Origin of the sequence: Micromonospora sp. DT68 (genome assembly GCF_049847245.1) — a bacterium.
GTDB classification, from domain to species: domain Bacteria; phylum Actinomycetota; class Actinomycetes; order Mycobacteriales; family Micromonosporaceae; genus Micromonospora; species Micromonospora profundi.
Genome location: NZ_JBNCNZ010000007.1, coordinates 358143 through 380972, shown reverse-complemented (window position 1 = coordinate 380972; position 22830 = coordinate 358143). Strand labels below are relative to the sequence as shown.

General features: G+C 72.3%; 22 protein-coding genes, 1 pseudogene and 1 riboswitch. Of the genes and pseudogenes, 14 read left to right on the top strand and 9 right to left on the bottom strand.

Going from position 1 to position 22830, the window contains the following annotated elements:
* Positions 1-23 precede the first annotated feature (23 nt).
* Positions 24-524 carry a DinB family protein gene (locus ACPXB1_RS16340; RefSeq protein WP_355595449.1) on the top strand — a complete coding sequence of 167 codons (501 nt, stop codon included), beginning with the start codon at positions 24-26 and terminating at the stop codon, positions 522-524.
* A gap of 57 nt (positions 525-581) precedes the next feature.
* On the top strand, positions 582-803 hold the full coding sequence (locus ACPXB1_RS16335) for a hypothetical protein (protein WP_355627970.1): 222 nt from the start codon (positions 582-584) through the stop codon (positions 801-803).
* Between the two features lie 91 nt (positions 804-894).
* Here the strand turns inward: ACPXB1_RS16335 and ACPXB1_RS16330 are convergent.
* Positions 895-1737 (bottom strand): annotated as a pseudogene (locus ACPXB1_RS16330) (amylo-alpha-1,6-glucosidase); the annotation flags it as partial.
* Between the two features lie 317 nt (positions 1738-2054).
* On the opposite strand from ACPXB1_RS16330, the gene ACPXB1_RS16325 reads away from it, so the two are divergent.
* Positions 2055-3101: an NAD(P)-dependent alcohol dehydrogenase gene (locus tag ACPXB1_RS16325; protein ID WP_355595452.1), complete on the top strand. Its 1047-nt coding sequence runs from the start codon at positions 2055-2057 to the stop codon at positions 3099-3101.
* Between the two features lie 15 nt (positions 3102-3116).
* Here ACPXB1_RS16325 and ACPXB1_RS16320 read toward each other — a convergent pair whose 3' ends face one another.
* On the bottom strand, positions 3117-3626 hold the full coding sequence (locus tag ACPXB1_RS16320; RefSeq protein ID WP_355595454.1) for a mycothiol transferase: 510 nt from the start codon (positions 3624-3626) through the stop codon (positions 3117-3119).
* Positions 3627-3923: 297 nt separating this feature from the next.
* Between ACPXB1_RS16320 and ACPXB1_RS16315 the strand changes: the two genes are divergently transcribed.
* A complete protein-coding gene (locus ACPXB1_RS16315) occupies positions 3924-4115 on the top strand; it encodes a hypothetical protein (RefSeq protein ID WP_355595456.1) in 192 nt (63 codons plus the stop codon).
* 15 nt (positions 4116-4130) lie between these two features.
* Here the strand turns inward: ACPXB1_RS16315 and corA are convergent, their stop codons facing one another.
* Positions 4131-5252: a magnesium/cobalt transporter CorA gene (gene corA / locus ACPXB1_RS16310; protein ID WP_355595458.1), complete on the bottom strand. Its 1122-nt coding sequence runs from the start codon at positions 5250-5252 to the stop codon at positions 4131-4133.
* A gap of 201 nt (positions 5253-5453) precedes the next feature.
* Here corA and ACPXB1_RS16305 point away from each other — a divergent pair, with 201 nt between their 5' ends.
* The 4 genes from ACPXB1_RS16305 to ACPXB1_RS16290 all read left to right on the top strand — a co-directional run bounded on the left by ACPXB1_RS16305 (position 5454) and on the right by ACPXB1_RS16290 (position 10302).
* Positions 5454-7403, top strand: a complete 1950-nt coding sequence (locus ACPXB1_RS16305; RefSeq protein ID WP_355595460.1) for an amino acid transporter — start codon at positions 5454-5456, stop codon at positions 7401-7403.
* A 71-nt stretch (positions 7404-7474) separates the two neighbouring features.
* Positions 7475-7586, top strand: a riboswitch (SAM riboswitch).
* A gap of 281 nt (positions 7587-7867) precedes the next feature.
* Positions 7868-8740 carry an ABC transporter substrate-binding protein gene (locus tag ACPXB1_RS16300; protein WP_355595462.1) on the top strand — a complete coding sequence of 291 codons (873 nt, stop codon included), beginning with the start codon at positions 7868-7870 and terminating at the stop codon, positions 8738-8740.
* A gap of 45 nt (positions 8741-8785) precedes the next feature.
* On the top strand, positions 8786-9562 hold the full coding sequence (locus ACPXB1_RS16295) for an amino acid ABC transporter permease (RefSeq protein ID WP_355595464.1): 777 nt from the start codon (positions 8786-8788) through the stop codon (positions 9560-9562).
* A gap of 2 nt (positions 9563-9564) precedes the next feature.
* Positions 9565-10302 (top strand): amino acid ABC transporter ATP-binding protein, encoded by a 738-nt coding sequence (locus ACPXB1_RS16290; protein WP_355595528.1) that lies wholly within the window; start codon positions 9565-9567, stop codon positions 10300-10302.
* Between the two features lie 9 nt (positions 10303-10311).
* On the opposite strand, the gene ACPXB1_RS16285 is transcribed toward ACPXB1_RS16290, so the two are convergent.
* The 3 genes from ACPXB1_RS16285 to ACPXB1_RS16275 all read right to left on the bottom strand — a co-directional run bounded on the left by ACPXB1_RS16285 (position 10312) and on the right by ACPXB1_RS16275 (position 15474).
* Complete coding sequence (locus tag ACPXB1_RS16285; RefSeq protein WP_355595466.1) at positions 10312-11889, bottom strand: Na+/H+ antiporter; 1578 nt, start codon at positions 11887-11889, stop codon at positions 10312-10314.
* A gap of 166 nt (positions 11890-12055) precedes the next feature.
* On the bottom strand, positions 12056-13627 hold the full coding sequence (locus ACPXB1_RS16280) for a hypothetical protein (RefSeq protein ID WP_425735477.1): 1572 nt from the start codon (positions 13625-13627) through the stop codon (positions 12056-12058).
* On the bottom strand, positions 13609-15474 hold the full coding sequence (locus tag ACPXB1_RS16275) for a BTAD domain-containing putative transcriptional regulator (RefSeq protein ID WP_425735476.1): 1866 nt from the start codon (positions 15472-15474) through the stop codon (positions 13609-13611). The genes ACPXB1_RS16280 and ACPXB1_RS16275 overlap by 19 nt, the downstream gene beginning before the upstream one ends.
* Positions 15475-15626: 152 nt before the next feature.
* Between ACPXB1_RS16275 and ACPXB1_RS16270 the strand changes: the two genes are divergently transcribed.
* The 3 genes from ACPXB1_RS16270 (at position 15627) to ACPXB1_RS16260 (ending at position 17710) form a co-directional block, all read left to right on the top strand.
* The gene (locus ACPXB1_RS16270; RefSeq protein ID WP_355595470.1) at positions 15627-16505 is read left to right on the top strand and encodes an alpha/beta fold hydrolase; all 879 of its coding nucleotides are present in this window, start codon (positions 15627-15629) and stop codon (positions 16503-16505) included.
* Positions 16506-16868: 363 nt separating this feature from the next.
* The gene (locus ACPXB1_RS16265) at positions 16869-17318 is read left to right on the top strand and encodes a hypothetical protein (protein WP_355595472.1); all 450 of its coding nucleotides are present in this window, start codon (positions 16869-16871) and stop codon (positions 17316-17318) included.
* The gene (locus tag ACPXB1_RS16260) at positions 17315-17710 is read left to right on the top strand and encodes a hypothetical protein (protein ID WP_355595474.1); all 396 of its coding nucleotides are present in this window, start codon (positions 17315-17317) and stop codon (positions 17708-17710) included. The genes ACPXB1_RS16265 and ACPXB1_RS16260 overlap by 4 nt, the downstream gene beginning before the upstream one ends.
* Positions 17711-17858: 148 nt before the next feature.
* On the opposite strand, the gene ACPXB1_RS16255 is transcribed toward ACPXB1_RS16260, so the two are convergent.
* Together ACPXB1_RS16255 and ACPXB1_RS16250 are read right to left on the bottom strand one after the other, a co-directional pair.
* On the bottom strand, positions 17859-18305 hold the full coding sequence (locus ACPXB1_RS16255) for a low temperature requirement protein A (RefSeq protein ID WP_355595476.1): 447 nt from the start codon (positions 18303-18305) through the stop codon (positions 17859-17861).
* A gap of 77 nt (positions 18306-18382) precedes the next feature.
* Complete coding sequence (locus tag ACPXB1_RS16250; protein WP_355595478.1) at positions 18383-19144, bottom strand: TetR/AcrR family transcriptional regulator; 762 nt, start codon at positions 19142-19144, stop codon at positions 18383-18385.
* Between the two features lie 134 nt (positions 19145-19278).
* On the opposite strand from ACPXB1_RS16250, the gene ACPXB1_RS16245 reads away from it, so the two are divergent.
* The 3 genes from ACPXB1_RS16245 (at position 19279) to ACPXB1_RS16235 (ending at position 22402) form a co-directional block, all read left to right on the top strand.
* Positions 19279-20592, top strand: coding sequence for a sensor histidine kinase (locus ACPXB1_RS16245; protein ID WP_355595480.1), 1314 nt, complete (start codon positions 19279-19281; stop codon positions 20590-20592).
* Positions 20580-21245, top strand: coding sequence for a response regulator transcription factor (locus ACPXB1_RS16240; RefSeq protein WP_355595482.1), 666 nt, complete (start codon positions 20580-20582; stop codon positions 21243-21245). Before ACPXB1_RS16245 ends, ACPXB1_RS16240 begins: the two co-directional genes overlap by 13 nt.
* Before the next feature lie 95 nt (positions 21246-21340).
* Positions 21341-22402: a Gfo/Idh/MocA family oxidoreductase gene (locus ACPXB1_RS16235; RefSeq protein WP_355595484.1), complete on the top strand. Its 1062-nt coding sequence runs from the start codon at positions 21341-21343 to the stop codon at positions 22400-22402.
* Positions 22403-22517: 115 nt separating this feature from the next.
* Here ACPXB1_RS16235 and ACPXB1_RS16230 read toward each other — a convergent pair whose 3' ends face one another.
* Positions 22518-22739 (bottom strand): hypothetical protein, encoded by a 222-nt coding sequence (locus tag ACPXB1_RS16230; protein WP_030335934.1) that lies wholly within the window; start codon positions 22737-22739, stop codon positions 22518-22520.
* Positions 22740-22830: the final 91 nt, after the last annotated feature.

The window sequence follows — 22830 nt, the reverse complement described above, 5'->3', positions numbered from 1 at the left end:
ATATCGACGGAGGGCTGCCGCAAATGACCACAACTGACCGCACCCGCGAACGGGCCGACCTGCTCCAGTCGCTGCGCCGACACCGGGGTTTTCTGTTGCAGACCGTCGACGGGCTCACCGACGAGCAGGCGGCGACGCGCACCACAGTCAGCGAGCTGTGCCTCGGCGGCCTCGTCAAGCACGTGGCCACCACTGAGGAACGCTGGATGCGTTTCGCCGTCGGTGGCGCGGAGGAGATGCAGCGTGAGCCCGTCGACTGGGTCGGTCAGTTCGAGATGGCGCCCGACGAGACGCTCGCCGGGTTGGTCGAGCGGTTCCACGCGGTGTCCAGCCGGACGGACGACCTGATCGGCACCCTCGACCTGGACGCGGCCCACCCGCTTCCCGAGGCGCCGTGGTTCGAGCCGGGTGCGGCGTGGACGGTTCGCCGGGTGCTCCTGCACCTGATCGCCGAGACCTCCCAGCACGCCGGGCACGCCGACATCCTGCGCGAGGCGATCGACGGCGCCAAGACGATGGGCTGAGCCCTGAGGCGGGCCTGATGTGACGTCGGCCCGGGACGCGGCGCTGAGGGTCACGAGATGACCTCAGAACAGTTGGACCGGGTGACCAGCGAGCGGCTGCTCGATGGTCGTCTCGTCGACTCGCCAGCCGACCCACTGCCTGTGGCACGGCTGCTGACGGCGGTGCGCGCCGCGCCGCGCCCCGGCGAACTGACCGGCGAGAGTCGTGCCGTGCTCGCCTTCCGCCGCGCCCGGGCCGCACCGCCCGTCACGCAGCCGCCGCCGGCGGCCGGCACGTAGTCGGCACCAACGGCCGGCGCGTAGCCGTCTCCTGGCGCCCTGCTCAGCGGACGCGGGTTCTCCGGTTGATCATCACGCGGACGGTGGACGGTCAGTCGACGCGGGGCCGACTCAGCCGGCGGTCCCCGGCGTACGCGTCCAGGAGGCCCCACCGGCCGGGGATGCCCAGCAGCTCTAGGCGTCCGAAGCCGGTGGGCAGGGCCGGGTTCACCAGCAGGTTCTCGCCGGTGGGTCGCAGACCCAGCAGCGTGCCCAGCAGCATCAGCAGCGCACCCGACGACCACGACTGGGGCCGACCGGCCACGGGCAGCTGGACCGGATACTTCGTGAGACTGCGCTCGTAGCCCGCGATCACCTCCGGCACCGCCCCGCCGAGCGTCTGCGCCACGTCGAAGATGCCCGCCGCGATCCGGGCCGCGTGCGCGTCGAAGCGGTAGTGCCGCAACCCGGCGGCGATCAGCGCGTTGTCCGACGGCCACACCGATCCCAGGTGCGAGCCCACCGGGTTGTACGGCCGCTGGCCGGTGGCGAACGTACGCACCCCCCAGCCGCTGAACAGCTGCGGCCCGACGAGATGCTCGGCGACTGCCTCGGCCCGGTCGTCCGGGACGATCCCGCTCCACAGCAGGTGCCCGATGTTCGACGACAGGGCGTCGACCGGCTCGCCGTACGGGTCCAGGGCCAACGCGTAGTACTCCCGGTGCGGCAACCAGAAGTCCCTGTTGAACCGCTCCTTCAGCGCCGCCGCCTCCCGTTCCAGCCGGTCGGCGTACTCGGGGTCTCCCCAGCATTCGCGTGCCAGTCGCGCGCCCCGCCGTTTGGCGTCGTACGCGTAGCCCTGCGCCTCGCAGGTGGCCCGGGGAAAGGCGGGTTCCCGCCCGTACGCGTCCACGATGGCGTCGGCGGAGTCCTTCCAGGACTGGTTGACGGTGCCGTGCCGGTCGGCGATCGTCAGGTACCAGTGGTCGGTGCAGCCTTCGCAGCGCAGGTCCAGCCGCACCGTCCCGGAGGTGGTCTCCGGCAGTTCATAGCGCCGGCCGGCGTCCAGGTGTTGCAGGAACTGCACCGCCGTCGTGCCGCCCATCACGTCCCCTCTCCCGGCATTGCCACAGGATCACCCGCGTCGGGATGAGTCCGGCTCACCCGATCAGGGTGATGCGGGCAGGTCCGCGCGGTGACCAGGCCGAGGGCTGTTTGCCGCCTCCCGGAGCGGGCAGGCACCGGCAAGCCAGACCTATGGGAGGTATCGGAATGCGTGCGCTGCGGCTACGGCAGTGGAAGTCGGAACCGGAACTGATGGAGGTGCCCGAGCCGACTCCCGGAACGGGCGAGGTTGTGGTGCGCATCGGCGCTGCTGGCGCCTGCCACTCCGACCTGCACCTCATGGACGAATTCGAGCCCGGTTCGGTGCCGTGGAACCCACCGTTCACCCTGGGCCACGAGAACGCGGGGTGGGTGCATGCCGTCGGCGACGGCGTGACCGGACTGACGATCGGTCAACCCGTCGCGGTGTACGGGCCGTGGGGCTGCGGCACCTGCGCCCGCTGCCGCGTCGGCGTCGACCCGTACTGCGAGAATCCGGCCGGTGCGCCGGTGCCCGGTGGCGGTGGCGGGCTCGGCCTGGACGGCGGCATGGCCGAGTACGAGCTGGTGCCGGACGCGCGGCACATCGTGCCGCTGCCCGACGGCCTCGATCCGGTGGAGGCGGCGCCGCTCACCGACGCCGGTCTCACCCCGTATCACGCCATCCGGCGCTCCTGGCCGAAGCTGCCGCCGGGCAGCACCGCTGTCGTCATCGGCGTCGGCGGGCTGGGCCACGTCGGCGTGCAGATCCTGAAGGCCACAACTGCCGCCCGGGTGATCGCCGTGGACACCCGTGCGGACGCGCTGCGGTTGGCGCAGGAGTGCGGCGCCGACCAGACCGTCACGTCCGGCCCGACCGCCGCCGAGGAGATCCGCGCGGCCACCGGGGGCCGGGGCGCGGACGTGGTGCTCGACTTCGTGGGCGCGGACGCCACGCTGGCGCTCGGCGTGGCGGTGGCCCGTACCGTTGGCGACCTGACGATCGTGGGCATCGGCGGCGGCACCCTGCCGGTGTCGTTCTTCTCGGTGCCCTACGAGGTGAGCATCGCGACCACCTACTGGGGCAGCCGTCCCGAGCTGATCGAGGTGCTCGAACTGGGCGCGCAGGGGTTGATCCGGCCGAAGACCACCACGTTCGCGCTCGACGACGCCATGGACGCGTACCGCCAGATGCGCGAGGGCACGCTCGAGGGTCGGGCGGTGATCGTGCCGTGAGCCGACGGGCTCCGGTCAGCCGGCTTCGAGCAGGCCGCGCACGTAGTGGGCCTGGCCGGCGTGCTGCTGGTCGTCCTCGGCGATGCTGACCAGCCGCACGCCGAGGGTGACCGGCGGGTCCCATGACTCGTCGACCACGCGGTCCAGGTCCGCCGGTCGCAACCCGGCCAGGAACGATCCGGTACGCGCCGAGACGGCCGCGTAGTAGTCGATGAGGGCCTGCGCGCTCTCCGGGCGTACGCCCGCGACCTGCTCCGGCGTGTGGCCGTAGCCGGTGTCGTCCGGGTCGGCGGGCAGGCCGAACCGCTGTGCCCAGTCACCGCTGGCCCAGAGCTGCTCGGCGTCGAGCAGGTGGGCGACGTGATGGTCCTGGACCCGGGTCAGGTGCCAGACCAGCCAGCCGATCGAGTTGGCGCCCGGTCCGGGCGCCCAGCGCAGCTGCTCCGGGGTGAGCCCGTCGACGGCCGAGCGGACAAGGTCGGGCAGCCGGTCGTAGGTTTCGGTCAGAAGGTCACTCACGTCCACAGGTCACGTCTCCCTTGTCGATTGGGGATCAGGTACCGCCGGCACTCCACGGTCAAACCCCGGCCGCAACGTTGATCATGCTCTTGCCCGCGGCGTGGTGACCAGGAGCGTAGGGGCGAATGTCCGGTTTGGCAGGCGACAGTCGGGAAACCGAAAACAGGCGGTGCGGATGTGGCCGGCCGTGGGATGGTTCGACGTGGATGCCGTACCGGTGTCGACCCGCCAGGATGCGGGTGGCCCGGCCGGTGGCGCGGGAGCACACCGCTTCGCCGAAGGCGGCTTCGACGAGGAGAGGCAGTGCCCATGCAGGCTCAGCGCAGGCCACCGCGCAACCAGCGGAGCCAGACCCGGGACGACCGGACCGGCGGCGGCATGACCGGGGCGGCCACGCCACTTACCATCTGGGCCGCCGCCGTGCTGCTCGGCCGGATCAGCGCCGGTGACGACGACATCGAGGACGAGCGGCACATCCTGCGCGGCATCGAGTGACCTTTCGGCGGCCCCTCACAGCCAGCCACGCCGCTTGAAGATCAGGTAGAGGGTGCCGCAGACCAGCACCATGAGCAGCAACGCGAACAGGTACCCGAAGCGCCAGTGCAGCTCGGGCATGTGGACGAAGTTCATGCCGTACACGGTGCCGATAAGCGTGGGCGCGAACAGGATCGCCGCCCACGAGGACACCTTCTTCAGCTCCTCGTTCTGCGCGTAGCTGGCGGCGGTGAGGCTGCGCATCTCCTCGTTCTGCTGCTGCGAGACGAGGGTGGCGTTGACGGTGAGAATGCTCTGGAGCAGGTGCCGGAAACCGTCCACCCGCTCCACCACCTGGGTGAGGTGGTCGGTGACGTCCCGCAGGTAGCGGCTCAGTTCCTCGTCGGCGCCGTCGCCGCCGGCCAGCGCGCCGAGCATGGCCAGTAGCGGTCGGGCGGCCCGCTGGAACTCGATTACCTCCCGGCTGAGCCCGTAGATGCGCCGGCTGGCGTTCGGGTCACCGCCGAAGACCTGCGTCTCGATCTCGTCGATGTCGTTCTCCAGCCCTGCCACCACCGGCGCGTACCCGTCGACGACCTGGTCGAGGACCGCGTACAGGACCGCCTCGGGACCCTGGGCGAGCATCGGCGCGTCGGCCTCCATCCGTCGTCGCACCGCGGCCAGGTCGGGGGCCTCACCGTGCCGGACCGTCACCACGAAGTCCGGCCCGATGAACAGGTGCAGCTCGGAGAACTCGACCTCTTCCCGCATGTCGTCGTAGCGGGCGGCGCGCAGCACCACGAACAGGGTGTGGCCGTACTGCTCCAGCTTGGGCCGCTGGTGGGCGTTGATCGCGTCCTCGACCGCCAGGTCGTGCAGGCGGAACTCCCGGGCCAGCGAGGTGATCTGGTCGATGTCGGGCCGGTACAGCCCGATCCAGGCCATCGCGTCGGCCTGCTCCTGGAGGCAGCGGTACGTGTCGGCGAGGCCGTTCGGCGAGGCGAACCGGTGCCCCTGGACGTAGACGGCGCTGTCGATCAGTCCCCCGGCGGGCGCGGTGGGCGGTTCCCCCGTGGGTGGCACGCCGACGCGGGTCTCGTACTCGTCGAGCTGACGGCCGAAGCCACCACCCGGGCGGAACCGACGGCCGCCGACCATGACCCGCTCCCTTTTCCGGTGCCGCCCGTCCGGCGGCCTCCCCACCGGGACGCGCTGCTTTCCCCCGGGCCCGCAGCCCGAAACCCGTCGGCGCGCCGCCCGCCAGACGCCCGCGATCGACGGTTTCCCCGCACCGGCGGACGGGCGCCGGTGCGCCGACGGATACTCGCGGTGACCATGGGCGGGACGGGGGTAGCGCCGATGGAGGTTGACAGGCGCGCCGGCCGGCGGACCGACCGGGTGCGACGCTGGCTGCTCGCCGACGCGTCGGAGCGGCCCGTGCCGCAGGGCCTGCACGCCCGCCCACCGGCGCAACGGAACCACCCGTGGTGGAAGGTGATGTGCCTGACCGGCGTCGACTACTTCTCGACGCTCGGCTACCAGCCGGGCATCGCGGCGCTTGCCGCCGGGGCGCTCTCGCCGGTGGCGACCCTTGTGCTGGTGCTTGTGACGTTGTTGGGCGCGCTGCCGGTCTACCGGCGGGTGGCGGTGGACAGCCCGCACGGTGAAGGTTCCATCGCGATGCTGGTACGCCTGCTGAGCTACTGGCCGGGCAAGCTGTTCGTGCTGGTGCTGCTCGGTTTCGCGGCCACCGACTTCATCATCACCATCACCCTGTCCGCCGCCGACGCCACCGCCCACCTCGACGAGAACCCGTTCTGGCCCAGTGGCCTCAAGGGTCACGAGGTGCTGCTCACGCTGCTGCTCGTGGCGCTGCTCGGCGCGGTGTTCCTCAAGGGCTTCGGTGAGGCCGTCGGGATCGCCGTCGTCCTGGTCGCTGTCTACCTGACGTTGAACGCCGTGGTGATCGTCGACGCGCTGTGGCAGGTGGTGACCCATCCGAGCGCGGTCGGGGACTGGACCACCGCGCTGACCACCGGGCACGGCGACCCGCTGATGGTCGTCGCGTTGTCCCTGTTGGTGTTTCCGAAGCTGGCGCTGGGCCTGTCGGGCTTCGAGACGGGTGTGGCGGTGATGCCGCACATCCGGGGGGACCGGCAGGACTCGGAGGACCGTCCACTGGGCCGGATCCGCGGCGCGCGCCGCCTGCTCACCACCGCCGCCGCCACAATGAGCGTCTTCCTGATCACCAGCAGCGTGACCACCACCGTGCTGATTCCGCCCGAGGCGTTCCAGCCGGGTGGCCCGGCGAACGGACGGGCCCTGTCCTATCTGGCGCACGAGAATCTCGGCCAGGTGTTCGGCACGGCGTACGACCTGTCGACGATCGGGATCCTCTGGTTCGCGGGCGCCTCGGCGATGGCCGGCCTGCTCAACCTGGTGCCCCGCTATCTGCCCCGGTACGGCATGGCGCCGGCCTGGGCGCGGGCGGTCCGGCCGCTGGTGCTGGTGTTCACCGGGGTGGCCTTCCTGATCACGATCATCTTCAGGGCCAGCGTCGACGCGCAGGGCGGCGCGTACGCCACAGGCGTTCTGGTATTGATCACCTCGGCGTCGACGGCGGTGACCCTCGCGGCACGGCGGCGCGGGCAGCGCGGGCGCATGATCGCCTTCGGGATCATCGCCGTGGTGTTCGTCTACACGACGGCGGCGAACGTGGTGCAACGCCCCGACGGCGTCAAGATCGCCGCCTGCTTCATCGGCGCGATGATCCTGGTGTCGGCGCTGTCGCGGGTGCTGCGGGCCTTCGAACTGCGTGTCGACCGGGTCGAGTTGGACCCGCTCGCGACGGCGTTCGTCGCCGAGCGTGCCGGGCGTCGGATCCGCCTCATCGCCCACGAGCCGGAGCGACGCGACCTGGCCGAGTACCGCGACAAGCTCGCGCAGACAATGGCCGACAACGACTTCCCCGACGACAGCGACGTCGTCTTCGTCGAGGTCCGCGTCACCGATCCGTCGGACTTCGAGACCGGGCTGCTGGTGCGCGGCAGCGTGGCGCACGACCGCTTCCCGGTGCTCAGCCTGGCCAGTTCGTCGGTGCCCAACGCGCTGGCCGCCCTGCTGCTGGAGATCCGCGACCGCAGCGGGCGACGTCCCCACATCTACTTCGAGTGGACCGAGGGCGGCCCGGCCCGCAACGTGCTGCGTTACCTGGCGTTCGGGCAGGGCGAGATCGCCTCGGTCACCCGGGAGATCCTGCGCCGCCAGGAACCCGACCCGACGCGCCGGCCACACGTGCATGCCGGCTGACCAGGGACGGACGGTGAGCGTGGTCATATCGGCTGGACGATGGACCGGGGTCTGCTGCTAGCCTCGGCGCAGGTCATGAGTGCCAGCGCGAAGCCCCGGCTTGCTGGCCGGCAACCCTCCTCCGCGGTGGGGTGCCCCGGGTGAAGACCAGGCACCGGCAGGACGCCGGTGCAAGCGTGGCCTGGCACCCAGGTCAGCACAGACCCGGGAGACCTCTATGCGCATCCTCAACACCGATCCACAAGCCGACGGCGCGGACTTCCGCGCAGGTCAGGGCGCGCCGGTACTGATCCGGCGGCGGCACGTGGACATGATGCGGGTGTGCAGCGCCGCCTGTCGCGGCCGCGCAGCGCACTAGCGCACTTCCCCTTTCCAAGAACCACCCAAGCGGTACGCCCTCATCGGGCGCACCGTGGGCGGCGCACGTCCACGCCCGCCCCAGACGCGACCTTTCGGAGACACTCGTGCGATTCCTTCCTGCTCTGACCCGTGCCGCCGCTGTCGGTGCCGCCGCGATCCTCGCCGCGACCGCGCTCACCGCCTGCGGCTCCGACGACGCTTCGTCCGAGGCCACCGGCAACCCGTACAACCTGGCGCAGCCCGGCGTGCTGCGGGCCGGCACGCTCTCCGACGCGCCGCCGAACGTGTTCCTCAAGGACGGCAAGTTCACTGGCTTCGACAACGACCTGCTCACGGCGGTCGCCGACAAGCTCGGCCTGAAGGTCGAGTTCGTCGGCACCGACTTCTCCGCGCTGCTGTCCCAGGTCAACAACCGCAAGTTCGACGTCGGCAGTTCCTCGATCACGATCACCGAGGCGCGGAAGAAGACAGTCGACTTCGGCAACGGCTACGACTTCGGCTACTTCGGCCTGGACGTTCCGGCCGGCTCGCCGATCACCGGCTTCGACCAGCTCGCCGGCAAGCGGGTCGTCGTGGTGCAGGGCACCGTCCAGGACGACTACGCCACCGGGCAGAAGCTCGACCCGGTCCGCGTGCCGGACTACAACAGCGCGATCAACCAGCTCAAGGCGGGCACCGCCGACGCGTGGATCGCCCCGGCCGAGATCGGCGACAAGCTGGCCGCCGACAGCAACGGCAAGATCACCGTGGCGGCCAAGCAGCTCAGCCCCACCCCGACCGCGTACGCGGTGGCAAAGGGCAACGACAAGCTGCGCGAGGCGCTGAACAAGGGCCTCGACGAGGTCATCGCGGACGGCACGTGGAGCCGGTTGCAGGCGCAGTACTACCCGGGCCGGCCGGTTCCGGAGGACTTCAAGCCGGGCAGCGGCACGGTGGCAGTGCCGTCGGCGGCTGCGTCCGCGTCCGCCGCGTCCTGACGGCGTACCAGTGACGAGCGAGCAGGGCGGTAGGAGAGGCGACCGATGGATCCGTTGAGCACCCTCTGGGAGACCTTCTTCGACTGGAGGTCGATGCGCGAGGCACTGCCCGACATGCTTACCGTCGGGCTGCCCAACACCCTGATCCTGGCGGTCTCCGCCGCCCTGCTCGGCTCGGTGCTGGGCCTGCTGCTCGCCGTCGCCGGCATCTCCCGCAGCCGATGGCTGCGCTGGCCGGCGCGCGTCTACACCGACATCTTCCGGGGGTTGCCTGCGGCGGCCACGATCCTGCTGATCGGCGTCGGGCTCGCCCCGCTCGGCATGGAGGTCTGGGGGCCCGACCCGTACCCGCTGGGCATTCTGGCGCTGTCGCTCATCGCGTCGGCGTACATCGGTGAGATCTTCCGCTCGGGCATCCAGTCGGTGGAGGCCGCCCAGTTGGAGGGCGCCCGCGCGCTCGGCTTCTCCTGGGCCGACTCGATGCGGCTGGTGATCATTCCGCAGGGCATCCGGCGGGTGCTGCCCGCCTGGGTCAACCAGCTCATCGCGCTGATCAAGGATTCCAGCCTGGTCTACTTCCTCGGGCTGGTGGCCAGCCAGCGCGAGCTGTTCCGGATCGGGCAGGACTATGCGGCAAACACCGGCAACCAGTCCGCGCTGCTGCTGGCCGGGCTCTTCTACCTGGCGTTGACAGTCCCGCTGACGCACATCGTCAACTGGATCGACCGGCGGCTGCGCCTCGGCCGGCCGGCCACCGCGCCACCGGACGACGACGAGGACGAGCCGGCGCTTGCCGGCATCCCGGAAGGAGACCGCCGATGAGCATCGCGACGACCACCTCGGTCAGCCTCGACGCGCGGGACGTACACCTCGCCTTCGGGCCCAACCGGGTGCTGCGCGGCGTCGACCTGACAGTGCCGCGCGGTGCGACGGCCTGCGTGATCGGGCCTTCCGGGTCGGGCAAGTCCACTCTGCTGCGTACCCTCAACCGGCTCATCGAGCCCGACCGCGGCGACGTGCTGCTGGACGGGCGCAGCGTGTTGGGCGACGACCCGGACGCGCTGCGGCAGCGGGTGGGCATGGTCTTCCAGCAGTTCAACCTCTTTCCGCACATGAGCGTGCTGCGCAACATCACCCTGGCGCTGCGCCGGCTGCGCAAGCTCAGCGAGGACGAGGCGGTAGCTGTCGCCCGCGCCCAGTTGGAGCTGGTCGGGTTGGCAGGCAAGGCCGACGCCCGGCCGACGCAACTCTCCGGCGGCCAGCAGCAGCGCGTCGCGATCGCCCGGGCGCTGGCCCTGCGACCCGAGGTGATGCTCTTCGACGAGGCCACCTCGGCGCTCGACCCCGAACTGGTGAAGGGCGTGCTCGGGGTGATGGCCGACCTCTCCTCCGGCGGGATGACGATGGTGGTGGTCACCCATGAGATGGGCTTCGCCCGGCAGGTAGCCGACACCGTCGCCTTCATGGACCGGGGCGTGGTGCTGGAGGCCGGCCCTCCGGAGAGGATCTTCGAGGGGGCCGAGCACCCACGGCTGCGCCGCTTCCTCGATCAGGTGCTCTGAGCCGCGACATCAGTCCTCGGGGCCGCGCCCCAGCAACCGGATCTCCTCGTTGTCGAGCGCGGCCTGCAACTCCAGCAGCACGAGGTCGTCGATCTCCCGCCTGTCGCGCAGGCGGGTGACCTCGCGCCGTTTGTGGGCGAGAATTCCGAGGCGCAGTTGACGTTCCAGGTCACGTTCCTCGGCGGTGTCCCCGCCGCCCTCGTTCACGTCCGCCAGGTGCCGCTGGTACTCGGCCTGCAACCGGCGAACCGCGTCCTCCCCGGCACCGATGTCCGCGGCGACCTGGGGTAACGCGGCCAGGCCGGCCTCGGTGGCGCGTAGCCGCGCCTGCCGCACCTCCTCGTCGCGCCCGGGGTCGCCGCCCAGCCCCGCCCAGCGCACCACAAGCGGCAGTGTGGTGCCCTGCACCAGCATGATCAACACGATGACCAACGCGGTGACGAAGATGATCAGGTCGCGTTCGACCACCGGACGGCCGGCGACCGTCATCGTCGGGACGGCAAGCGCCGCGGCCAGCGAGACGGCGCCCCGGAACCCGGCCCAGCCGGCGACGGTGCCGACCCGCCATCGGGACGCCCCGCCGTTGCTGTCGGTCGGTGCCCGGCGGCGCAACAGCATCGCCGACTCGCTCGTCAGGTAGACGAACAGCAGCCGCGTGGCGATCACGACCGAGGTGACCACCACCACGATCATCAGGGCCCGTTGCGGCGAGGTGCTGGTGATGCCCCGGACGGCCCGGGGGATCTGGGTGCCGAGCAGGACGAACAGGCCGCCGTTGATGAGGAACGTGGACAGGTCCCAGAACGCGTAGGCAAGCACGCGGGAACGGGCGCGGATCACCCGTGGACCGGCGTAGGCGAGGACCAGGCCGGCGACGACCACCGCGAGCACACCGCTTGCGTGCACCGAATCGGCCAGCAGGAACGCGCCGAACGGCGTCAGCACGCTCAACGCGCCCTCGCGCAGCGGATCGTCGAGCCGTTTGCGAATCAGCACCACGAAGCCACCCACCAGCAGCCCGGCGAGCACACCACCGGCGCTGGCGCCGACGAACTCCTCGCTGATGCCCAGCACACCCGGCTCCGCGGCGCCGGTGAGCAGACCCACGGCCACCGCGAAGATCACCAAGGCGGTGCCGTCGTTGATCAGGCTCTCCGCGTGCAGGGTGGTGAGGAGCTTGCGGGGCAGCCGTTTCGCCAGACCGGTGACCGCGGCGGCGTCGGTCGGCGCGAGAACCGCGCCGAGCACCCACGCGGGGGCGGGGTGCACCCCGAACGCCTGCGCGGTAAGCGACACCGTGACCATGGTGAGCAGCACGAGCACCACGGCGAGCAGCCCGATCACCGGCAGGTTGGCCCGGATCTCGCGCAGGCTGATGGTGAGGCTCTCCCGGTAGAGGATCGCCGGCAGGAAGATCAGCAGCACCAGGTCCGGTTCCAGGGTCAGCTCGGACAACGGCGGTGTCAGCCCGAGCAGGACGCCGAACGCGATGAGCAGGACCGGCGGCGCGACGCGGTACCGGCCACCGAGGGTGGTGCCGAGCAGGACTGTCACGCCCAGCACCACGATCAGGACGAGCGCCTCCACGCGTACCTCCCTCGATCCGTGGCGACGACGGCACGCGCCGGTGCCTCCATCTGACCGCACGCCGCCGGACAGTTCCACGAGAACCGGCAAGTCGACCGGCCCCCGGAACGCGGCAGCACCCCTTGTCGGTCGACGACGACGCGCACGCCGCGGCGGCGGTGACGACTCAGGCGCGGGCGCGGGCGGTGACCGCTCGGGCGGTACGGAGGTGGTCGGCCGCTTCCTCGGGGCGGCCCAGTGCCGCGGCCAGCCCGGCGAGGTGACCCGCTACCGGGCCGGCGGTGAGGACCCCGCTGCCGGCGGCCAGTTCAGTGGCGGCCGGGCGGAGCGCTGCGGCGACGTACTCCATCGTGGATCGGTCCTCCACCGCGAGCGCCGCCTGGGCGATGAGGCAGAGCCGGGTCTCCCGCAGCAGGTCGTGCGGGCCGTCCGGGAGGGTCCGCAGCGCGGTGCGGGCAGCGTCCCGGTCGCCGGCGGCGGCGAGCAGCAGCGGTCGGACCCACGGTTCGTGCGGCCCCCAGTCCAGGCTGGCCCAGTCCTCGACGTCCAGGCCCGCAACCGGTCCCCCGGCGTCGACCTGCCGATCGGCGCGCGCCGGCAGGTCGGCGCTGGCGGCGGCGTCCAGGTGCAGGCCGAGCAGCGCGAGCGGGAGCAGCCCACGGGTCAGGCCCGGCATGTCGTCGGCGGGCAGCCGGTCGGCAGCCGCCCGGTACGCCTGGGCCGCGGCGGCCCGGTCGCCGTCAAGGGCGAGGCGCAACGCGGCGTACCAGCCGGTGAAGACGCCGACCAGCGGCAGCTCGTACCGCTGGGCGAGGCGGTCGGCGGCGCGGGCGTGCGCGTCGGACCCGGCGCGGTCGGCGCGCGCGCAGCACGCCTGGACCAGGATGAGATGGCCCAGCACCTCGAAGGTCACCAGTTGGTGCCGGGCGGCGACGTCGATGAGCTGCTCTCCGATCCGCGCCCGCTCGGTGGCCAACCCGACCCTGTCGAAGGCGTGCATGAAGCGCGCGTTGAGCGCGAAGGCCAGCAGCCCGGCGTCCCCGGCGGTCCGGGCGATCGTCTCGGCCTCGGTGGCGGCCCGGCGACCACTGTCACCGGTGCTGCCGCGCAGCTCCAACGCGAGCGTGCTCAGCAGCCGGCTGCGCTGCGCCGAGCCGGTCGATCCCAGACCGGCCAGGGCGTGTTCCGCGGCGCGGACGATGCGCCCGGAGAGCAGGTCGTCGTCGTTGCGGGTCCAGATGGCGGGCACGTCGAAGCCGGCCAGCACCGCCGCTGTCAGCCGGGGGTCACCGACGGTTTCCGCGTCGGCGATCGCCCCGGCCCGGTACCGCCGCGCCTCGGCCAGCCGGCCCGTCACCGCCAGCGCCCGCCCGAGGCCGAGCACCGCGCTCAGCCGCTCGCGCCGCTCGGTCCCACCGGCCCTGTCGTACGCCTCGATGACCTGCGCCCACAGCCGGGCCGCCTCGTGCGGGTTGCCGGCCCGCTCGGCCACCTCGGCGGCGGTACGCGCGTAGCCGGCAGCCCGCCGGGCGGCGTCCGGTCCCCCGGCGTGCAGCAGGTGGTGCGCGAGCGCGGCCGGGTCGACCGGCTGACGCCGTTGCAGCGCGTCAGCCGCCGCGGCGTGCCAGGCGGCGCGGCGGGGAGCTGACAGGTCGGCGTAGAGGGTGTCGCGGACCAGGATGTGGGTGAACCGTAGCTGCCCGTCGGACTCCCCCTCGGTCAGGAAACCGGCCTGCAACGCGCGGTCCAGGCGTCCAGCACCGCCTCCGGGTCGTCAGTGAGCGCACCGAGGACCTCCGGGTCGAGGTCGCGGCCGAGCACTGCCGCCTGCCGCAGCACGGTACGGGTCGGTTCGGGCAGCTGCCCGACGCGGTGCCGGATGACGTCGCGCACTCCCGGTGGCACTGCCGCCAGCGCGACAGCGCCCTCACCCACGTACAACTGGGCCAGCTCGCGTACGAAGAACGGGTTGCCGCCGCTGCGGTGGTGGATAAGCCGGACCGTCGGCGGGTCCAGCTCCACCCCGGCGACGGCACGGGCCAGTTCGCCGGTCGCCTCGTCGGACAGGCCGGCCAGGTACTCCCGTACCGGTTCCAGGCTGGCGGAGCGGGCCAGCGCGGCGGTCAGCTCGGGGTTGATCTCGGTGGCCCGGTAGGTGCCGAGAATCAGCACCGGTCCGGTCGCCGGCTGCGGGCCGGTGAGCAGCCCGGTCAGCAGGTCGAGCGTGTCCCCGTCGGCGCGGTGCAGGTCGTCAAGGACCACCAGCAGCGGACCCCGGTCGGCGACGCCCGAGAGCAGCGATGCCACCGCGCGGTGCCTGCGGAACCGGGCCACCGCCGGATCGCCTGCGCCCTCGGACCCACCTCCGGCAGGCTCGGCCAGCGCCGTCGACCCGGTAAGCGCCGCCGGCCCGGCCAGCGCTGTCGGTCCGGTGAGCGCGTCGGTGATCTGGGTCCACGGCCAGGCTGCCGGGGCGCCCTCGTACTCCGGGCTGCGACCCCACGCCGTCGCCCAGCCCTCGGCGGTGAGCCGGCGGGTCAACGCCTCGGCCAGTGCGGTCTTGCCGGCGCCCGGATCGCCGCTGAGCAGGGCGAGCGCGGGCCGGCCGGAGCGGGCGACGGCCTCGGCGGCGTGCCGCAGCCGCTGAAGTTCCGCGTCCCGGCCGACGAACGGCCGTTGCGGCGGCGAGCCGACCCGACCGGATGTCGAGCCGACTCGACCTGGTTGCGGCGTCGAGTCGACCCGACCGGATGGCTGCGGCGACCCGACTCGCCTGGCTGGCGGCGGCGCGGTGCTGGTTAGGTGGGGCGCCTGGGCCAGGATGTCGGCTTCCAGCTGCCGCAGCTCGGGTCCCGGGTCCAGACCCAGCTCGGCCACCAGGACGTCGCGCGCCTCGCGCAGCGCGGCCAACGCCTCGCCCTGTCGGCCGGAGCGGTACCGGGCGACAGCGAGCAACCGCCAGGCGTCCTCCCGCAGCGGGTGGTGGGCGAGGTGGGCGGGCAGGTCGGCGGCTGCCTCGTCCGGCCGACCCAGCGCCAGCAGCGCCTCGGCGCGTCGCTCGACGGCAAGCATCCGCAGCTCGTCCAGCCGGTTGATCTCCGCGGCCGCCCAGATCTCACCCGCACAGTCGGCGTACGCGGGCCCGCGCCACAACTCCAGGGCCGCGTCCACGGCGTCCAGGGCCGGTGCGGGCAGTCCTGCCGTGAGCAGCCGTCCCGCCTCGCCGACCGCAGCCTCGAACCGCCCGGCGTCCACCGCGTCCGGGGCGGCCCGCAGCACGTACCCGGTGGGTTCGGTGACCAGGAGTCGGGGTGGCTGCCGGGGCGGCCGGTCCGGCTCCAGCGCCCGCCGCAGGTCGGCGACGAAGGTGCGGATGGCACCCACCGCGCCGCCGGGAGGGCTCTCCCACAGGTCGTCGACGAGGCGTTCCACAGGCACGACCCGGCCCCTGGCGATCAGCAGCCGGGCCAGCACGGTGCGCTGCCGGGGCCCCTTGAGCGCGACCGGGCCCCGTTCCGTCGCGGCGGTCACCGGCCCGAGCACGCCGAAGGTCACCGCCACGGGTGCGGCCTGCTGCCTGGTCACAGGACCAATCTAGGCGGGCGTCCGGGGCCACCTCGGCCGGCCGGTGCTGATCCGTCGCTGACCGGTCGCTGATGCCCGCCGGCCAGGCTCGATCAGGTACGACGGCGACGGGCACCCGCCCCCGCCGACCCCGCTCATCAGGAAGGTTCCCCGTGGACCCGAGGATCAACGGTTTCGACTACCGCCGCGTCACCGTCGCCGACGGTGTGACGCTCAGCGCCGCCGTGGGCGGCTCCGGGCCGGCGATCGTGCTGCTGCACGGTTTCCCGCAGACCCACCTCATGTGGCGGCACGTCGCGGCCGACCTGGCCGCCGATCACACAGTCATCTGCCCCGACCTGCGCGGGTACGGCGACAGCGACAAGCCCGTGGACACCGACGGCGACGCGTACGCCAAGCGCACCATGGCGGCGGACATCGTGGCGCTGGCCGGCGCGCTCGGTCACGACCGCTTCGCGCTTGCCGGTCACGATAGGGGTGCCCTTGTCGCGTTCCGGGCGGGCCTCGACCATCCGGCGGCGGTCAGCCGACTCGCCCTGCTCGACATCCTGCCCACCCTGGACATGTGGGACGTGCTGCACGGTGTCTCGGCGGCTGTCGCGTTCCACCTGTACCTGATGGCGCAGCCGCAGGGCCTGCCCGAGCAGCTGATCGGTGGCAGCCCGGACGCGTTCTTCGGCTACTTCCTGGACCTGTGGGCACGCGATCCGGAGGCGATTCCCGCCGACGTGCGGGCCGCGTACCTGCGTGCGTCCCGGGAGGCGGTTCCCTCGATCGTGGCCGACTATCGGGCGTCAGCCGCTGTCGACGTCGCCCACGACACCGCCGATCGGGCGGCTGGCAACCTGCTGCGGATGCCGGTGACGGTCCTCCAGCAGGACTGGGGGGCGGCGCTGGGCTACGACGCGGCGAAGGTGTGGCGGGCCTGGGCGCCGGACCTGGAGCACCAGACCGTCACCTGCGGGCATTTCATGGCCGAGGAGGCGCCGGCCGAGGTGGTCCGGGCGCTGCGCGCCCTGCTGGGGCGATAGATCGACAACCCCCATGACTCTCAGTTAAATTCCCGACACGTATAGTTATGACAGGGAGGGTGGCCGGTTCGCCGGCCCTCCCCCCGTCACGCTGCGCGCAGCCCGGCCGAAGCCCTTCTGCACCCCATCTGACCTGCGGATACACGACGTTACGCAGGTGGACGCGAACCGCCCGCCGGTGATACACAGGCAGATACCGGCCAGCCAACGACGGCGAGTCGCTCACCTCCTCGACCATCGACCGTCCACACGCACCGCCTGGACGAAGGCCGCCGACGGACCGCGCCGCGAACGCGCGACCAGCAGCACGGCACGTCCCCCGGCGGGCGGCGGGTGACCACGGTCCTCGACCAGGGAGTTGCCGTGGGAATTCTGCGAGTCCGGGCCAAGCACCAGCCGTTCGAGGTGGCCGCTCTGGTCACGACGTCCATCTGCGGTGTCCTGCTGATGGCGCTCGATGTCCGACCACCGTCTGTCCAACTGTCGATGCCCGAACCCATCCGGCTCGGCTGGGAGGTCTCCCTGATCGTCGTCGGGGTGGCCGGGCTGCTGGGCATCCTGTGGCCCGGTCGGCTCTCCACGAGCCTCGGCATCGAGTTCGCGTCCGTCCTGGTGCTCGGCACCATCACCGGCATGTACGCGGTGGCGCTGGTGGCGGTGTCGGGCCAGCAGGGTGTCGTCGCGGCGTCGCTGATCAGCGCGGTGCCTGCGGGGTCGTTCTGGCGGGCCGCCCAGATCGCCAACGACCTGCGCTGCCTGGCCTACGGCCACCAGTGCACGACCCACCGGCGGGTCGTGGGAGGTGTCACGTGATCTCAGCACCGACCCCCGAGGCGCCGGGCTGGGTACAGATACTGATCAGCCTGCTCGGCATCCTCGGCGGGACCACCGGCCTGGCCGCCATCGCCACAGTCGTGGTGCAGCGCGGCAAGTTCAAGGCCGACGCGGCCGACACCCTCACCGAGGCCGCCCTGACCCTCGTGCAGCCACTACAGTCGCGGATCACCGAGTTGGAAGGCCAGGCGATAAGCGCCAGATCGGAGCTGGGGCTGCTGCGCGAGCAGGTCAACCAGTTGCAGTTCGTCGTCCGGGTCCTCACCCGCACACTGGACCGGTGGCGGACGGCGATCCGTGCGCCCGACGCCACCCTGCGCAAGGTCCGTGCGGTCGTAGCGGAGTCCGACCGGCAGCCCGAAGACTCCTGAGCTGCCCCGGACTCTGGCGTGATCCGGCAGCTGGTGCCCGGTCGCTGGTCGACGCGGGGCGGCAGCCCGGCCGGCTAGCCAGGTGCCGCGTCGCTTCGGTCGACGGACTCCCGCCTCCACATTGCGGGCATCGCGTCGAGCAGGACGATCAGCAGCAGTATCCCGGCGACGATCGCGCTGCCGTCCGCACCTGCAAGGGGTGCCCGCGCAGGGCGGGGAGCAGCAACGCCGCCCTGCCCAGGTGGATGGCGACATAGGCGACGGCGAACACGAGCGCGTGCTCGTCGAACGCGGTGGGCACGGCGGCGGCCATCAGCAGGCCGCCGAACATCACCCAGAGAAGCAGGGCGACGATAAGCGGCGCACGCGGGTCGAACCAGTCGGCCGACCACGCGGTCACGAACCACACCCACCAGATCGCCGCCAGCAGCACCAGCACCTGGAAGCCGCCGAGGATGCTGAGGTCGTGCAGGAACGCCTGGGAGAGCCGGGTCAGCGCGAAGATGACTGTCAGGTCGAAGAAGAGCTCCAGGAACGACGTACGGCGGGGGTTCTCCCGCCGTTGCAACAGCCGTCCCGGAAGCCCACTCGTCATTCGCCGTCCCCCCGGGCCCGCAGCCGCAGTCGCCGCCCCAGTCGTACCACCCGCGCCGAGGCGCCCGGGTCGATTCGCTAGCGGGACCGCTCGGCGACCACCACCGAGATCCCGTCGAGGACCCGTTGCAGGCCGAACTCGAAGGCGTACTCCGGGCCGTACGCGGCGCCGTGCTGCTGCCCGGCCGCCGTGCCGACCCGGGACGCGGTCGGGAACCTGTCGGCGGTCAGGAACGTCTCCAGCCACGGCGCGTGCGACTGCCACCACTGCCCGTCGGTCATGCCGGTGTCCCGCTCCAGGTCGAGCACCTCCGACGCGGCGCGGGCGGCGCTCTTGACGTGCCCGAGGACGAGGGTGAGGACCGCGTCCATCTCCACGTCGGTGAGACCGATGTCGGCGACCGCGCCGAGTTCGTGGTCGTACTTGGCGATCGTGTGCGGGCCGAGCACCGGCCGGGTCGTCTCGGCCCGCAGCATCCACGGGTGGCGCTTGTAGAGCGCGAGGTTGTCCCGGGCGATCCGCTCCAGCCGTGCCCGCCAGTCGCCGTCGCCGGCGGTGCGGGGCATCTCGCCGTACGCGGTGTCGATCATGACGTCGACGAGTTCGGTCTTGCCCGGCACGTACGTGTATACCGACATCGTGCCGACGCCGAGCGCCTCACCGACCCTGCGCATGGTCAGCGCGTCGAGGCCCTCGGTGTCGGCGATGTCGATCGCGGCGCGGACGATCCGGTCGACGCTGAGCCCTTGGCCGGCGCTGCGACTGGTCGGTTCCCGGGTGCGCCACAGGATGGCCAGGCTGCGGGCCGGGTCCGCGCTCGCCTTACGCTGACTCGCCATGGTCGGCAATCCTAACAACGCGGCCGTACGCCGTACGACGCCCGGCCGGCGCACGCGAGGGTAGGGCTGGGCATACCTCGGAAGGGGGTCTGGACGGCTGGGGCGCCGGGCCGTCGGCGAATAGCGTCTGCGGCATGACCCCGGACCACCCTCGTCACCTGGCCGAGGCGCTGCGCCGCCGCGACTGGCTGATCTCCGCCTGGCCGTGGCGGGCGCTTGCCTACCTGGTCAGCACCGTGCCGATCGCCGGCGTGCTCGCCATCGGGCTTCTCGTCATCGGCGCGCCACTGTTGGCCGCCGTCAACGCGCTCCGGCAGCACGGCCGACCCCCGGGCCTCCCCCTCATGCTGTTCCTGGCCGTCGGCAGCCTCACCCTGCTGGCGCTGGCGCCGATCGTGAGCTTCCCGGTCGCCGTCGTCGAACGCTGGCGCCTCGGCCTCGTGGACGGCCGCCCTCTGCCGGTGCCGCGGTGGACCGGCCTGGCCGCCCGCTACCGCAGCGCGGCCGGCTGGCGCGAGGTGGCGTACCTGTTCTGCCTCGGCGGTGTCGCGCCTGTCGCGTACTGGGTGTTCCTGCTGCTGGTGCTTCTCGACATCGGCTTGATCGCGAGCCCGTGGCTGGCGTTCGACAGCACGTCGGAGCCCGGCGACGCCGCGCAGGTAATCGTCGTCTGGGGCACCGTCGACACCGCGGGCGAGGCCATCCCGTACGCGATAGTGGGCGTGCTGCTCGTTCCGGTGCTCTGGTACGCGGCCGGGCTGCTCGCCGCCGGCCAGGCAGCGGTGGTGCGGTGGACGCTGGCCCGGCCGGTCGACGCGGCAGCGCTGCGCGAGGTCGCCCGGTCCCGGACCCGGCTGGTCGGCGCGTACGAGGCGGAACGGCGCCGGATCGAGCGCGACCTGCACGACGGCGCGCAACCCCGGCTGACAAGCCTCACGCTCCAGTTGGGCCTGGCCCGGCTGGACGTGGGAGAGGACTCCCCCGCCGCAGGGCCCCTCGCGGTCGCGCACGACCAGGCGCGGGGCCTGATGGTGATGCTCCGGCAGTTGGTGCACGGCATCCGGCCGCAGAGCCTCACCGACCTCGGCCTCGCCGGCGCCGTCCGGGAGCTTGCCGACGCGGCTCCCGTCGCGGTCACCGTCTCCGCCGACCTGGACGGGGAGTTGCCGGAGATCGTCGAGACCACCGCGTTCTTCGTGGTGTCCGAGGCGCTCGGCAACGTGGTCCGGCACGCCGGGGCGACCCGCGCGCAGGTCCGCCTGAGTCGGGCCGGCGGCGATCTCGTCGTGGAGGTGTCCGACGACGGACGCGGCGGCGCCGACCCGTCGCGGGGCACCGGCCTGACCGGTCTCGCCGATCGGGTCGCCGCCGCCGATGGGCGACTGCTGCTGGCCAGCCCACCCGGCGGGCCTACCCTGGTCCGGGTGGAGCTGCCATGGCCCCGGTGACCCGTGTCGTGCTTGCCGAGGACGAGGTGCTGTTGCGGGAGGGCCTGGTCGCGCTGCTGACCCGCTTCGACTTCACTGTGTGCGCCGCCGTCGGCTCCGCGCCCGAGTTGTTGGACGCGGCCCGTACGCACCAGCCGGATCTGGTGCTTACCGACATCCGGATGCCACCGGACCGGCGCGACGACGGGCTGCGGGCGGCCGTCGCGCTGCGCGCCGAGCGGCCCCGGCTCCCGGTGGTGGTCCTGAGCCAGTACGTGCAGACCGGGTACGCGGCGGCGCTGCTGGACAGCGGCGACGGCCAGCGGGTGGGCTACCTGCTCAAGGACCGGGTGTCCGAGGTCACCGAGTTCGTCGACACGCTGCGCCGGGTCACCGCTGGCGGCACCGCCATCGACCCGGACGTGGTGCGGCAACTGCTGCACCGCCCGCGCGACCCGCTGCGTGCCCTCTCCGTCCGGGAACGCGAGGTGCTGGCGCTGCTGGCCGAGGGCCGGTCCAACGCCTCGATCGCGGCCCGGCTGCATGTCACCGAGGCTGCGGTCGGTAAGCACGTCGGCAACATCCTGCTGAAGCTCGACCTGCCGCCCAGTGACGACACCAACCGCCGGGTGCTGGCCGTTCTCACCTATCTGCGCGCCGACCCGGCCGGCTGACCAGCACCGGGTCTAGATCAGCCCGGCTGCGCCGAGGCGTAGATTCGACAGGCGGTGCCGCCGCCATCCGGGCGCGGGCCGGGGAGGAGCACGGCATGTCGGAGGCGTTGCGGGTCGGTCTGCTGGGGTACGGGCTGGCGGGTCGGGTGTTCCACGCGCCGCTGATAGCCGCGACGCCAGGGCTGCGACTCGACGCCATCGTGACCCGCGATCCGCAGCGGCGCGAGCAGGCCGCACAGCACCATCCGGACGCCCGGCTGGTCGACGACGCCGACGCGCTGTGGCGTACACCCGAGGCTCTGGACCTGGTGGTGGTGGCGACGCCGAACCGGCAGCACGTGCCGATGGCCCGGGCGGCGCTGGCCGCTGGCCTGCCGACCGTCGTGGACAAGCCGCTCGCACCGACCTCCGCCGAGAGCCGCGCGCTTGTCGACGAGGCAGCCGAGCGCGGGGTGCCGCTGACGGTGTTCCAGAACCGGCGCTGGGACGGTGACTTCCTGACCGCCCGGCAACTGGTGGAGCGGGGCGAGCTGGGGCGGGTGCTGCGCTTCGAGTCCCGGTTCGAGCGGTTCCGGCCGACGATCAAGCCGGGCTGGCGGGAGCTCGCGGGCCCCGAGGAGGCTGGCGGCGCCCTCTTCGACCTGGGCGCGCACCTCGTGGACCAGGCGGTGCAGCTGTTCGGCCCTGTCGAGCGCGTCTACGCGGAGGTGGACCGTCGCCGTGCGGGCGCGGCTGTCGACGACGACGCCTTCGTGGCGCTGACGCACGCCAACGGGGTGCACTCGCACCTGTGGATGGGTGCGGTGACCGCCCAGCTCGGGCCCCGGCTGCGGGTGCTGGGTGACCGGGCCGGCTACACCACGTACGGCCTCGACGTGCAGGAGGCGGCTTTGCACGAGGGCGGCCGACCGGACCAGCCGGGCTGGGGCGAGGTCCCGCCGGAGCGGTACGGCCTGCTGGGCGTCGACGGAGATCTGCGCCCGGTGCCGACCGAGCCGGGGGCGTACCAGAGCTTCTACGCGCAGGTGACCACGGCGTTGCGCGAGGGTACGCCGATGCCTGTGGACCCGCGGGATTCGGTGGCCACCGTCGAGCTGATCGAGCTTGCGCACCGGTCAGCGGCCGAAGGCGTAGTGCTACCGGTCCCGATCGCCTGACGGGTTGCCGAGCTTGGCCGGTGGGGGTGCCGGCGGGTTGACGTGGACACCGGGCCGGCCGGTGAGCGCGCCGGGCGGGAGCCCAGGAGCGTTGCCGGCCCGGCCCGGTGCCGGATCAGCGCTGCTTCAGCTCGCGCCAGGATGGGTGGGTGCCGCGCCAGGCGTCGGCCAGGATGGCCGCCGAGGCCCGGCTGGGGCACTGCTGCACCCGCTCACGACCCGACGCCCCACCGATCTGGGCGCGGACCTCCCAACCCTGCCCATCAGTACGGATGTACACGTCCCGGCGCCCGCGCGGGGTCGTGTCTCCGTTCCACCAATGCTCCTCGACCTTCATTCGCCGACCGTATAGCAATTTTTGCGCGGAGGGTACGGCGCAGGAACGCACGGACCTGGGCAAGAGCCGCAATTCAGGCGCAAATCGAGAC